Source organism: Pseudonocardia spirodelae, assembly GCF_037727765.1.
Taxonomy (GTDB): Bacteria; Actinomycetota; Actinomycetes; order Mycobacteriales; family Pseudonocardiaceae; genus Pseudonocardia; species Pseudonocardia spirodelae.
This window is the reverse complement of sequence record NZ_JBBJUP010000010.1, coordinates 132,480-145,070: the sequence shown is the minus strand read 5'-3', so window position 1 is coordinate 145,070 and position 12,591 is coordinate 132,480. Positions and strand designations below refer to the sequence as shown.

At 76.7% G+C, this 12,591-nt stretch carries 12 protein-coding genes; 8 read left to right on the top strand and 4 right to left on the bottom strand.

Annotation, left to right across the window (positions count from 1 at the left end):
• Positions 1 to 12: 12 nt before the first annotated feature.
• The gene (locus tag WJX68_RS14250) at positions 13 to 1,476 is read left to right on the top strand and encodes a GH39 family glycosyl hydrolase (RefSeq protein WP_340290874.1); all 1,464 of its coding nucleotides are present in this window, start codon (positions 13 to 15) and stop codon (positions 1,474 to 1,476) included.
• A 70-nt stretch (positions 1,477 to 1,546) separates the two neighbouring features.
• Here the strand turns inward: WJX68_RS14250 and fabG are convergent, their stop codons facing one another.
• On the bottom strand, positions 1,547 to 2,305 hold the full coding sequence (gene fabG, locus WJX68_RS14245; RefSeq protein WP_340290872.1) for a 3-oxoacyl-ACP reductase FabG: 759 nt from the start codon (positions 2,303 to 2,305) through the stop codon (positions 1,547 to 1,549).
• A gap of 155 nt (positions 2,306 to 2,460) precedes the next feature.
• On the opposite strand from fabG, the gene WJX68_RS14240 reads away from it, so the two are divergent.
• The 3 genes from WJX68_RS14240 (at position 2,461) to WJX68_RS14230 (ending at position 5,097) form a co-directional block, all read left to right on the top strand.
• A complete protein-coding gene (locus tag WJX68_RS14240; RefSeq protein ID WP_340290870.1) occupies positions 2,461 to 3,219 on the top strand; it encodes a class I SAM-dependent DNA methyltransferase in 759 nt (252 codons plus the stop codon).
• A gap of 126 nt (positions 3,220 to 3,345) precedes the next feature.
• Positions 3,346 to 4,326 (top strand): iron-siderophore ABC transporter substrate-binding protein, encoded by a 981-nt coding sequence (locus WJX68_RS14235; protein ID WP_340290868.1) that lies wholly within the window; start codon positions 3,346 to 3,348, stop codon positions 4,324 to 4,326.
• Positions 4,327 to 4,335: 9 nt separating this feature from the next.
• Positions 4,336 to 5,097 (top strand): SDR family NAD(P)-dependent oxidoreductase, encoded by a 762-nt coding sequence (locus WJX68_RS14230; RefSeq protein WP_340290866.1) that lies wholly within the window; start codon positions 4,336 to 4,338, stop codon positions 5,095 to 5,097.
• Here the strand turns inward: WJX68_RS14230 and WJX68_RS14225 are convergent.
• Positions 5,090 to 6,202: a cytochrome P450 family protein gene (locus WJX68_RS14225; RefSeq protein WP_340290864.1), complete on the bottom strand. Its 1,113-nt coding sequence runs from the start codon at positions 6,200 to 6,202 to the stop codon at positions 5,090 to 5,092. The two genes, WJX68_RS14230 and WJX68_RS14225, sit on opposite strands and share 8 nt — an antisense overlap.
• 38 nt (positions 6,203 to 6,240) lie before the next feature.
• On the bottom strand, positions 6,241 to 7,827 hold the full coding sequence (locus WJX68_RS14220) for a Na+/H+ antiporter (protein ID WP_340291008.1): 1,587 nt from the start codon (positions 7,825 to 7,827) through the stop codon (positions 6,241 to 6,243).
• Between the two features lie 101 nt (positions 7,828 to 7,928).
• Here WJX68_RS14220 and WJX68_RS14215 point away from each other — a divergent pair, with 101 nt between their 5' ends.
• The 4 genes from WJX68_RS14215 (at position 7,929) to WJX68_RS14200 (ending at position 10,894) form a co-directional block, all read left to right on the top strand.
• On the top strand, positions 7,929 to 8,462 hold the full coding sequence (locus WJX68_RS14215) for a YbhB/YbcL family Raf kinase inhibitor-like protein (RefSeq protein ID WP_340290862.1): 534 nt from the start codon (positions 7,929 to 7,931) through the stop codon (positions 8,460 to 8,462).
• 2 nt (positions 8,463 to 8,464) lie between these two features.
• Entirely contained in the window at positions 8,465 to 9,505 is a 1,041-nt protein-coding gene (locus WJX68_RS14210) for a hypothetical protein (RefSeq protein ID WP_340290860.1), read from the top strand.
• Positions 9,506 to 9,605: 100 nt separating this feature from the next.
• Complete coding sequence (locus WJX68_RS14205; protein ID WP_340290858.1) at positions 9,606 to 10,094, top strand: nitroreductase/quinone reductase family protein; 489 nt, start codon at positions 9,606 to 9,608, stop codon at positions 10,092 to 10,094.
• A gap of 44 nt (positions 10,095 to 10,138) precedes the next feature.
• Positions 10,139 to 10,894, top strand: coding sequence for an LLM class flavin-dependent oxidoreductase (locus WJX68_RS14200; protein ID WP_340290856.1), 756 nt, complete (start codon positions 10,139 to 10,141; stop codon positions 10,892 to 10,894).
• A gap of 4 nt (positions 10,895 to 10,898) precedes the next feature.
• Here the strand turns inward: WJX68_RS14200 and WJX68_RS14195 are convergent, their stop codons facing one another.
• Complete coding sequence (locus tag WJX68_RS14195; RefSeq protein WP_340290854.1) at positions 10,899 to 12,548, bottom strand: class I adenylate-forming enzyme family protein; 1,650 nt, start codon at positions 12,546 to 12,548, stop codon at positions 10,899 to 10,901.
• Positions 12,549 to 12,591: the final 43 nt, after the last annotated feature.

The window sequence follows — 12,591 nt, the reverse complement described above, 5'->3', positions numbered from 1 at the left end:
GGTCACCACCCCGTGCGAGCGTCACGCCGTCCCTCCCCGACGACGTCCCGGCCGACACCGCGGCCGGGCGCGTCCCGGACCGTCCCCCGCCGCCGGCCCTCCGGCCTGCGCCGGGCCCCGGCCGTCGCCCTGCTGCTGGCGGGGGTGCTGGCCCTGGCCTCCTGCACCTCGGGCGGCACCGGGGACACCGCCGGTGGCACCGCGCCGTCCTCGGCGCTGGAGGCCTCCGCCCGCGCGGTGGACCTCTCGGGCTGGAGGTGGGACAAGCAGCCCGGCCCGATGGAGATCGGCGTCACCCACACCCAGAACAGCCTGGACGACACCGAGCCGGCCCAGGCCCGCCAGCGCGGCGTCGACATCCTGTCCAGCCTCGGCCAGGAGTACCAGAACCACCACCTCATGGGCTTCGGCACGCTCAACCCCGAGCCGAGGCCCGGTGAGTACGAGTGGGGCTCGCTGGACCGGCGGATGCAGCTGACCCAGGAGACCGGCGGCAAGGCGATGCTGACGCTGTGCTGCTCCCCGGACTGGATGAAGGGCGCACCGCGCGACAGCGGCGCCACCCGCTGGGACCGGCTGGAGAAGGCGCCGCTGCCCGAGCACTTCACCGACTTCGCCAACCTCGCCCGCGAGGCCGTGCAGCGCTACCCGCAGGTCGACCGCGTGCTGGTGTGGAACGAGATGAAGGGCTTCTACAACGAGGCCGAGAACCGCTGGGACTACGAGGGCTACACCACGATGTACAACGAGGTGTACCGCGCGGTGAAGTCGGTCCGCCCCGACGTGCAGGTCGGCGGCCCGTACGTGGTCATGAGCAGCGTCCCGGTCGACTCCGGTGACGCCTCGGACATCCGCGGCGCCTGGGGCGCGCTCGACCAGCGCCCGCTCGACGTCCTGGACTACTGGCTGAAGAACAACGTCGGCGCGGACTTCATCGTCGTCGACGGCTCCACCACCAACCGCGGCCAGCAGGACGCGATCTCCCCGGTCGACGTCGGCGCCGAGAAGTTCTCGGTGATCGACCGCTGGATCCAGGAGCGCACGCAGCTGCCGATCTGGTGGGCGGAGTTCTACGCCAACGTCCCGGCCGACGCCCAGGCCGGCTACGCCACCCCCGCCAGCGCGGTGTCGACGATCGCGGCGCTGCAGGCGATGGCCCGCTCGGGCACCCAGGGCTCGCTGCTGTGGGGTCCGGAGGGCAGCGACTCGCTCGCGTACTCCTCGCTGTGGACCCCCGCGACCGAGGAGAACGGCGGCCAGCCGACGCCGCTGACCGACGCCTGGCGCTGGCTGGTGCCCAAGCTGCGCGAGGGCACGGTCGAGCTGGGCCGGGCCACCGACGGCTCGTCGCTGGGCGGGTTCCGCGCGGCCGACGGCTCGGTGCTGCTCGTGAACTTCTCCGCCGACCCGGTCCCGGTCTCCGGCCAGGAGGACGTCCCCGGCTGGGCGGTCGTCCCGATGACCAGCACGTCCTGACCCCGACGGTCCCCGACGACGACGGGCCGGCACCGCAGCGCGGTGCCGGCCCGTTCGCGTCGGTGGCGGGTCAGGCCTTCGGGCCGCCCGCGACGTAGATGATCTGGCCGTTGACGAACGAGGAACGCTCGTCGACGAAGAACGACACCGTCTGGGCGATGTCCTCGGGCGCGCCGGGGCGCTGCACCGGGATCTCCTTGGCCCGCGCCGCCTTGAACTCCTCCCAGTCCACGCCGATCCGCTCCGCGGTCGCCTTGGTCATCTCCGAGGCGATGAACCCGGGCGCGATGCAGTTCGCGGTGACGCCGAACTTGCCCAGCTCGATGGCCAGGGTCTTGGTGAAGCCCTGCAGGCCGGCCTTGGCCGCGGAGTAGTTCGCCTGGCCCCGGTTGCCCAGCGCCGAGGTCGAGGACAGGTTGACCACGCGGCCCCACTGCGCGTCGACCATGTGCTTCTGCACCGCGCGCGTCATGAGGAACGAGCCGCGCAGGTGCACGCCCATCACGCCGTCCCAGTCGTCGACCGACATCTTGAACAGCAGGTTGTCCTTGGTGATGCCGGCGTTGTTGACCAGCACCGTCGGCGCACCGAGGCGCTCGGTGACCGCGTCCACGGCGGCGGCGACGGCCTGCTCGTCGGCGACGTTCGCGCCGAACGCGGCGGCGGTGCCCCCGGCGCTCTCGATGGCCTCGACGGTGGCCTTGGCCGCCGACTCCTCCAGGTCCAGGACCGCGACCTTGTGGCCGTCGGCCGCGAGCCGCAGCGCGGTCGCGGCACCGATACCGCGGGCGCCGCCGGTGACGATCGCGGTCCTCTGCTGCTGGGTCATGGTTCTCCTCGCTGATCGGCAGTGATCCTGCGTCCGATCGTGTCACCGGCGTGGCGCGGGTGCGTCACCGCATCCGTGCGACGTCGCTCACCCCCGGTCGGGGGCCACGGGTGCACTAGCGTCGGGGTGTCCGTTCCCGACCAGGAAGGCGATTCATGGCCGTCGAGCGTTCCGAACCGACCTACCGGCTGGCCCTGCCGGAGCCGACCACCTCGTTCGAGCAGGACGCCGAGTACTGCGTCCTGGACCTCGGACAGGGCTGGACCGAGTACCGCTTCCACGACTACGCCGCGCTCTACGAGATCCCCGGGCTCTACGAGAAGCTGTTCTACGACATCCTGCAGTGCCAGTCCCCGCCCGTGGTCTGCGACGCGCTGGTCGAGCAGCTGCGTGCCGAGGGGGTCGACCCGGCCGGGGTGCGGGCGCTCGACGTCGGCGCCGGCAACGGCATCGTCGCGCAGGAGATGCGGTCCCGCGGCATCGGCAAGGTCGTCGGCATCGACATCATCCCCGAGGCCCGTGCCGCGGCCGAGCGCGACCGGCCCGGCGTGTACGACGACTACCACGTCGTCGACCTCACCGCCCTGGACGACGAGCGCCGCGAGGCCGTCGCCGGCGGCGGTGTCGACGTCCTGACCTGCGTGGCCGCGCTCGGCTTCGGCGACATCCCGCCCGCGGCGTTCCGGGCCGCGTTCGACATGGTCGCGGTCGACGGCTTCGTCGCCATCACCCTGCGCGACGACTTCCTGACCGACGGCGACACCTCCGGCTTCGCCGGGCTGATCTCCTCGATGCTGGACTCCGGCGAGCTCGAGGAGCTGGGCGCGACGGTCTACCGGCACCGGCTCGCCACCAGCCGCGACCCGCTGCTGTACCGGGCCGTCGTGGCCCGCAAGCGGCGCCCGCGCGGCTAGCGACCCCCCGGCGCCCGTGCCGGCACCACGCCGGCGCGGGCCCCCGCGTCGCACCACCGGCCCGAACCGCCCGATCCGTACGAACCGGACCTCCAGGCTTAGGTAAGGCTGAGCTATCGTCCGGGGGTGATCCGACGCCTGCTCGCCGTGGCGGCCCTGACCGGCCTGCTCACCGCCTGCGCCTCCGACCCCGGGCCGGCCGCCGCGCCGGCCGGGGCGGACGGCGCCTTCCCCGTCCGCATCGACCACGTCTTCGGGACCACCGAGGTCCCGGACCGCCCGGCGCGGGTGGTCACCCTCGGCGTGACCGACGTCGACCCGGTGCTGGCCCTGGGCGTGACACCGGTGGCGACCGCGTCCTACGGCTTCTACCACCGCACGAACGGGCTCGGCCCGTGGGCGCGCGAGCTCGTGACCGGCGCGCCGCCGCAGGTCCTGACCGAGACCGAGCCGAACCTGGAGCGGATCGCGGCGCTGTCGCCCGACCTGATCGTCGCGGTGTCCGCGGGCATCGACCGGGCCGCCTACGACCGGCTCTCCGCGATCGCCCCGGTCGTCGCACGGCCGGCGGGCACGATCGCCTACGGCGTCCCGCGCGCGGACCAGACGCGCGTCGTCGCGGCCGCGCTCGGCGAGCGCGAGCGCGGTGAGGAGCTGGTGCGCCGCGCCGACGCCGCGTTCACCGACGCGACCGCCGCGCACCCGCAGCTGCGCGGCGCGGTGGGCGCCGCGGTGCTGCCCTTCGACGGGAAGTACGGCGCCTTCACCCCGGCCGACGCCCGGGGCCGGTTCCTCGACGGGCTCGGGCTGACCCTGCCGCCGCGGATCGCCGCGCTCGACGACGGCAGCAGCTTCTACGTCGAGGTCTCCGCCGAGCAGGCCGGGCTGCTCGACGGCGACGTGCTGGTGGTGCTGGCCGACGAGGGGCCCGCCCGCACCCAGGTCGACACCGACCCGGTGCTGCGCGGGGTGCCGGTCGTCGCGCGCGGCGACATGATCGTGCCGGACGCGGACACCCGCGGCGCGATGACCTACAACAGCGTGCTGTCGGTGCCCTACGCCCTGCAGCGGCTCGTGCCCGCCCTGACCGAGCGGCTCGCGGGTTAGGGTCGCGCCGTGAGCGTGATGGAGCGATTCCGACTGGACGGCAGGGTCGCCGTCGTCACCGGTGCCTCGTCGGGCCTGGGCGTGGCCTTCGCACAGGGTCTCGCCGAGGCCGGCGCGGACCTCGTGCTGGGCGCGCGACGGGCCGAGAAGCTGGCCGACACGGTGGCGCTGGTGGAGGCGGCCGGGCGGCGGGCGGTCGCGGTGGAGACCGACGTCGCGAAGCCCGCGGACTGCACGGCGCTGGCGCAGGCCGCCGTCGACGAGTTCGGCCGGCTCGACGTGCTGGTCAACAACGCCGGCATCGGCACCGCGGTGCCCGCCCTGAAGGAGACCCCCGAGCAGTTCACGCAGGTCGTGGACGTCAACCTGCACGGGTCCTACTGGATGGCGCAGGCCTGCGCGGCCCACATGGAGTCCGGGTCGAGCATCGTCAACATCTCCTCGATCCTCGGGCTGACGACGGCGTCGCTGCCGCAGGCGGCCTACTCGGCGTCCAAGGCCGCGATCGTCGGGCTGACCCGCGACCTGGCCCAGCAGTGGACCGGGCGCCGCGGGATCCGGGTCAACGCGGTCGCGCCGGGGTTCTTCGCCTCGGAGATGACCGACCAGTACCCCGAGGGCTACCTGGAGAAGATGGCCGGGCGCATCCCGATGGGCCGCAAGGGCGACCCGGAGGAGCTGACCGCGGCGGTGCTGTTCCTCGCCTCGGCGGCCGGCGGCTACGTGACCGGCCAGACCTGGGCCGTCGACGGCGGCATCACCATCACCTGAGCACCACCGGCAGCGACGCCACCCGCCCGCCCCCGGGACCGCCCGGGTGCACCTCGACGAGGTCGCCCGGCGCGGTCACCGGGCGGGCGGCCGGGAAGTCGTCGCGCAGCACCTCCAGCACCGTGCGCAGCTCCAGGCGGGCCAGGTGCGCGCCGGTGCAGAAGTGCGGGCCGTGACCGAAGGTCAGCGCGTGGCCGTCGGTGCCCGCGGCGTCGATGCCGCGGACGTCCACCAGCACCGGCGCCCCGGCCGGGAGCCGCTGCCCGCCGAGCACCACCGGCTCGCGGGCGAAGCGCCAGAGCGTGAACGGGGCGGGCGGGTGCACCCGCAGAACCTCGGCGACCAGCGCGTCGAGCTCGTCGGCGGTGCGCCCGGCCAGGCCGTCGGACAGGCCGCGGGCGATCACGAACCCGAGCGCGGCGTCGGTGGTGAGCTGGCCCGCGAACACCAGACCGAACACCAGGTAGCCGATCCCGGCGTCGGCCGGTCCGGGCAGCGCCGCGCGCAGCCCGGCCGCGACGCCGTCCGGGGTGCCCGCGGTGACGGCCGCGGTGCCGATGTCCTGCAGCCGCCCGTAGGCCGCCCCGGCCGTCGCCGGGTCCGGGCCCCACATGTCCCGGCACGCGGCGACGGCCTCGTCGAGCAGCCCGGGCGGGGCGCCGACGACGTCGAGGACCACGGCCAGCGGGTAGCGCGTGGTGAAGCCCGCGGCCAGGTCGACCTCCCCCGGGCCGAGCGCGTCCAGCAGGTCGCGGGCGGCGGCGCGGACCCGGCCGGCGTGCCGGGCGACGGCCCGGGCCGAGAGCAGCGGGGCGTGCGCGCGCCGCAGGCGGGCGTGCCCGGGGCCGTCGGCGGTCGTGAGCGAGACCCGTTCGGCGGCCGTCGGCTCCAGGTCGGTGACCCCGGGCGGGGCGAGCGCCGGGTCCTTGGCGAACACCGGGGCGGTCAGGACGTGGCGGGCCAGGATCTCGTCGGTGACGACCCACACCGCCGCCCCGCCGGGCAGCGCGGTGCGCACCACCGGTCCGCCGCGCACCGCGCCGGGATCGGGCTCGGAGAGCCGGCGTCGGCGGGCGGTGAACGGGCAGCTCGTCTCCTCGGGCACCGCACCAGCCTCGCAGCGGATGCGGACCGCCGCGGTCCTCAGTCGAGCAGGACCGTGCGCAGGTCGAGGCGGCGCAGCACCCGGTCCACGGCGTGCGGGTCCACCCCCGGCTCGCGGCGCGCGGCCAGCACCTCGGTGCGGGCCGCGGCGAGCGCGGAGGCCTGCGCGGCGGCGACCTGGCCCCGGACCTTCTTCACCGCGGCGAGGCGGGAGCGCTCCTCCTCCGACGGCGTCTCCCCCGACAGCACGCGTTCGAGCCGCTCGACGCGCTCGCGCATCGCGGTGCCGACCTCGTCGGGCAGCTCGCGCACGTGGCGTTCGAACTCCAGGGTGGCGACGGCGGCGCGGCGGGCCCGCAGCACGATCTCGCGTTCGGCGCGCTCCTCGGCGTCGGCCTCGTCGTCGACGTCGAGGGCGCGGACCAGGGCGGGCAGCGTGAACCCGGGTACGAGCAGCGTCACGAACAGCACCGACACGGCGATCAGCACCAGCTCGTCGCGGGCCGGGAAGGGCGCGCCCGACCCGGTCGTGACCGGCAGCGACAGCGCGAGGGCCAGCGTGGCGAGCCCCCGCATGCCGCACCAGGACAGCAGCAGCGCCTCGCGGCCCGACAGCGGGGCGGCGCCGGTGGCGACGGGGTCGGGCGCGCGGCGCAGCATCCGCCAGGCCGCCGTCATCCACAGCGCCCGCACCGCGACGACGACCCCGCAGACCACGGCGGCGTGGGCCAGCATCGCGGGCAGGTCGTCGCCCGCGGCGAGCACGACCTGGCGGACGTCGAGCCCGATCAGCCCGAACGCGAGCCCGGTGACCAGGAGCTCGACCACGTTCCACAGGGAGGACTGGGTGAGCCGCTCGGCGGCCTCGTCGGCGTCGGCGCCGGCCCGCAGCTGCAGGGCCAGCACCACCACCGCGATGACCCCGGAGGCGCCGAGCTCGTCGGCGGCGAGGTAGGTGGCGAAGGGCAGGACGAGGGTGAGCGCGCTGCGCCCGGTCGCGTCGGTGACCCGGCCGAGCACGCTGCGGGCCAGCCAGGCCGCGGCCAGCCCGATCAGCACGGCGCCCGCCGCGCCGAGCAGGAACCGCAGGCCCAGGCCGAGCGGGCTGAGCTCGTCGCCGGAGACGGTGGCGAGCACCGCGGCCTGGAACACGACCAGCGCGGTGGCGTCGTTGAACAGCCCCTCGCTCTGCAGCACCGCGACGACCCGGCGCGGGATCGGCACCTGCCCGGCGACGGCCTCCACCGCCACCGGGTCGGGCGGGGCGACCATCGCGCCCAGCGCGACCGCCGCGGTGAGCGTCAGCCCGGGCACGAGCAGCCAGACGGTGCCGGCGACGGCCGTCACGGTGACCAGCACCAGGGCGACGGCGAGCAGCGCGATGGTGCGCCAGCGCGCCCGGAACAGCGCCCACGACGTCCGCTGGGCGGTCGCGAACAGCAGCGGCGGCAGGAACAGCGGAAGGATCAGCCCGGGGTCCAGGGCGAAGGTGTCCGGCAGGCCCGGCAGCAGCGCGACGACCACACCGAGCACGACCATCAGCGCGGGCCACGGCAGCCGGAGCCGGTCCCCCACCCCGACCAGGACGACCGCGGCCACCATCAGCCCGACGAGCACCACCAGCATCTCCACGGCTCGACACCCTGCCCCGTCGGCGTCCGCACGGCATCCGACGCGCCGTGCCAGGATCACGCCGAGCCGTCCGTCCCGACGCGAGGAGGTCCCCCGTGCCCCGCAACCCCTACGACGAGCTGCCCCCGGTGCCGTCGTTCACCCTCACCAGCGACGACCTGTCCGAGGGCGGGACGCTCGCCGTGCCGCAGCGCTCCGGCATCCTCGGCGCGGGCGGCGAGGACGTCTCCCCGCAGCTGTCCTGGTCCGGCGCCCCCGACGGCACCCGGTCCTACGCCGTGACCTGCTACGACCCGGACGCGCCGACCGTCGCCGGGTTCTGGCACTGGGCGGTGGCGGGTATCCCGGCGTCGGTGACCTCGCTGCCCGCCGGTGCCGGCGACGAGACCGGCTCCGGGCTGCCCGGCGGCGCGGTGCAGCTGCCCAACGACGCGAGCCTGGCGCGCTACGTCGGGGCCGCGCCGCCGCCCGGTCACGGGCCGCACCGCTACTTCTTCGCCGTGCACGCCGTCGACACCGACGACCTGGGCGTCCCGGCGACGGCGACACCGACGTTCCTGGCGTTCGCGCTGTTCGGGCACACGCTGGGGCGCGCCGTCCTGGTGGGGACGTACGCGAACCTGAGCTGACCGTGGACACCGCCGCGGAGCTGGACAGGCTGCACCGGGTCCCGCCCGAGGAGTTCGTCGCGGCCCGCGACGAGGCCGTCGCACGGGCCCGGGCGGCCGGCGACCGCGACGCGGCCCGCGCGCTGGCCGCGGCCCGCCGTCCCACCCGGGCGGCGTGGCTGGCGAACCTGCTGGTGCACGACGCCCGCGACGAGGTCGAGGGCCTGCTCGCGCTGGCCCCGGTGCTGGCCGAGGCCCAGCGCAGCCTGGACGGCCCGGCCCTGCGCCAGGTGTCCGCTCAGCGCAACCGGCTGGTCGGGGCGCTGGCCCGGCGGGCCGCGGGGCTGGGCCGCGCGGCCGGGGGCCGGGTGGACTCCGGGCTGGAACGCGAGGTGCGCACGGTCCTGGAGTCCGCGCTGGCCGACCCGGAGCTCGCCGGGCGGGTGCGCTCGGGGCGCCTGGAGCGCTTCGAACGGCACAGCGGCTTCGGCCCGCTCGGCGGGGACGCGGGCTCCGGCCGGGCCCCCGACCCCGGTCGCCGGGACCCCGGCGACGCGTCCGTGGCCGCCGGCACCGGGCGCGGCTCCACCGACGGGGACGGGTCCGCAGGCGCCGACACCGACACCGACGCCGCCGACGAGGCGGGCGAGCTCGCCGGGCGGCGGCGGGAGAGCCGGCGTCGCGCCGAGGCGGAACGCGCCGCCGAGCGGGCGCAGGCGCGGCGCCGCGCCGAGCAGGAGCGCGAGCGGGAGCGGCTCCGGCGCGCCGTCGCCGAGGCCGAGGACGTCGTGCAGGGCGCCCGGCTCGCCGCCCACGACGCCGCCCGTGAGCGCGACGACGCCCACGACCGCGCCGAGGACGCCGCCGCCCGCCGCGACGACGCGCACCGCGCCGTCGAGGAGCTGGCCGCCGAGCTGGAGCGCGCCCGCGCCGCGGCCGGCGCCGCCGACACCGCCCGCGCCGGCGCCGGCAAGGCCCTGCGCGCGGCGGAGCGGCACGCCGAGCGCGCCGAGGCCGCGCTGGCCCGGGCCGAACAGGCCCTGGCGGACCTGCGGACCGACTGACCCGCCCCGCCGGCCCTGCGGACGCGGGGTCCCGACGGCCGCCGCCTCGAGGCCCGGACGTGGCATCCTGGCGCGCCCCGCACCCGTCCCGAGGAGCCCCGTGACCGACGACCCGCGCCGCCTCATCCGCGCCCCGCACCACATCAAGGAGATGAACGACGGCTTCCTCGCCCAGCGCGAGCGGGGCGAGCTGCCGTTCGACCTGCCCGTCCTCACCGTCCCGGGCCGCCGCAGCGGCACCCCGCGCCACACCCCGCTGACCGTGTACGCGACCGGCGGGCAGCGCTTCGTCGTCGGCGGGTTCCCGGCCGCGGACTGGATCGCGAACGTCCGCGCCACCGGCGGGCACGCGACGCTCAGCACCGGCCACGACGCCGAGCCCGAGGCCGTGGTGCTCGTCGAGCTGGGTCCGGAGCAGGCCCGGCCGGTGCTGGAGGCGTGGCCCGAGGTGACCCCGGACGGCGTCGGGATCATGGTGGAGAACGGTGTCGTCGCCGAGCCGACCCCGGCCGCGCTCGGCGAGCTGACGGGCGTCTGCCCGGTCTTCCGCATCGACCCGGCCGTCGACCCCGCCGTCGACCCGGCCTGAGCCCACCGGCTGCCGCGCGGCGGTGGCCGTGACACGGTGCGGGCATGGAGATCGGCGTCGTCGCCCGCCCCGAACTGCCGCCCGAGGAGCTGCCCGCGATCGCCCGCGCCGCGCAGGACGCGGGCGTCGCCCAGCTGTGGCTGTGGGAGGACTGCTTCCTGCACGGCGGGACGGCGGCCGCCGCGGTCGCGCTCGCCCGCACCGAGACGCTGCAGGTCGGGGTCGGGCTGTACCCGGCGCCGCTGCGCAACCCGGCCGCCGTCGCGATGGAGATCGCGACGCTGGCCAGGATCGTGCCGGGCCGGTTCCTGCCGGTGCTCGGGCACGGCGTGCTGGAGTGGATGGGCCAGGTCGGGAACCGGGTCGCCTCGCCGATGACGCTGCTCGCCGAGTACACGGCCGCGGTGCGCGCGCTGCTCGCCGGGGAGCGGGTCAGCACCTCCGGGCGCTACGTCCACCTCGACCGGGTGCGGCTCGACCACCCGCCGCGCACCGTGCCGCCGGTGCTCGTCGGGGCCCGCGGGCCGCGCACGCTGCGCCTGGCCGGCGACCTCGCCGACGGCGTGCTGCTCGACTCCGGGCTCACCCCCGCGCAGACCCGCGCCGCGCTGGCGGACTGCGGGCCGGGCGCGGCGGCGCCGGGCTTCCGGCGGATCGGCTACGTCGCCGTCCCCGACGACCCGGCCGCCCTGCCGGCCACCGTGCGCGCGCACGCCGACGCCGGCCTCGACACCGTCGTCCTCGTCCCGCCCGCCGCCGCGCCCGACCCGCGCCCCTGGCTGGCGGCGGCGGGCGGCTGAGCGGTCACGGCGCGGCCAGGCCCGCCCGCAGCTCGCGCTTGCGGATCTTGCCGGTCGCGGTGCGGGGCAGCGGCTCGTCGGTCCAGCGCACGTGGGCCGGCACCGCGAACCGCCCCACCCGCCCGGCGACGGCGGCGCGCACCGCGTCCTCGTCGCGCGCCGCGCCGGGGCGGACCCGGACCAGGGCCGCGACCTCCTCCCCCAGCCGCGCGTGCGGCACACCCAGCACCGCGACCTCCAGCACCCCGTCGACCTCGTGGATCGCGGCCTCGACCTGGGCGGAGTAGATGTTCTCCCCGCCGCGCAGGACCACGTCCTTGAGCCGGTCCACCACGTACACCAGCCCGCCGGTGACGTGCCCGAGGTCGCCGGTGCGGAACCAGCCGTCGACGAAGGCCTCGGCGTCGGCCTCGGGCCGGTTCCAGTAGCCGCGCACGACGTTGGGCCCGCGGAACCACAGCTCCCCGACCTCGCCCTCGCCGGCGTCGGCCCCGTCCGGCCCGACGACGCGCAGCTCGGCGCCCGGCGCCGGGCGGCCCACCGAGTCCGGGTGCGCCCGGTACTCCGCGCCGGTGTTCGCGCAGATCGCCGACGTCGTCTCGGTCAGCCCGTAGCCGTTCGCGGCGCCGGCGCCGAGCTCGCGCCCGATCCGGGTGACGAGCTCGGGGGGCACCGGCGCCCCGCCCATCCCGAGGGTGCGCAGCGACGCCAGGTCGGCCGGGTCGGCGCCGTCGAGGAGCTCGGCCGTCGTCGACGGGACGCCGTTGGAGCGGGTCAGCCGCTCGCTGCGCACGAGCTCGCGTGCGGTGGCCGGGTCCCACCGGTACAGCGTCGCGAGCTTCCCGCCGCCGAACACCGCCCCCACCAGGCCGTTGATCCCGGCGATGTGGAACATCGGGTACATGAGCAGCGTCCCCTGCTGCCCGGGCTGCGGGGCGGCGTCCGCGGCGGCGTCCGGCGGGGCCGCCGCGAGCCGCGCGGTCAGCGCGACGTTGAGCAGGTTGGTGACGTGGTTGCGGTGCGTCCCCACCGCGCCCTTCGGACGCCCGGTGGTGCCGGAGGTGTAGAGGATGGTCGCGTCGTCGTCCGGGCCGGGAGCGGGCAGCCCGTCCAGCCCGCCCGGGCCGTCGGCGCGCAGCCCGAGCTCGTCCCACTCGGTCACCGGCCCGGCCGCGGGCCCCGTGCCGCGCACCCGCACGACGGGCACGTCGGTCCCGGCGAGCGCGTCGCAGCGCTGCGGGTCCGCGACGACCACCCGGGCCCCGGAGTCCGCGACCGCCCAGGCCAGCTCCGGGGCGCTCCACCAGGCGTTGAGCGGCACCGCGACCAGCCCGGCGGCCTGCGCGGCGAAGAAGGTCACCGGCCACTCCGGCACGTTGCGCATCGCGATCGCGACGCGGTCGCCGGGGCGCAGCCCGAACCGGCCGGTCAGCGTGCGGGCCAGGTCCGCGACGAGCCCGCGGTGCGCGCCGTAGGTCAGCCGTTCGCCCTCGTAGACGGTGAACGTGCGCTCCGGCCAGGCCGCGGTGGCCTCCCACAGCTCGCGCAGCGTGTGCGGGCCGCGCCGGTAGACCCGCATCGGGACCCCGCGCACGTGCTCGGTGACCAGCTCGAACTCCCCGCCCGGCCCGGTCACGCCGGTGTGCTCCGCCATCGGCGCACCTCCTCGGGTCCGTCCTACCCCGACGGACCCCTCC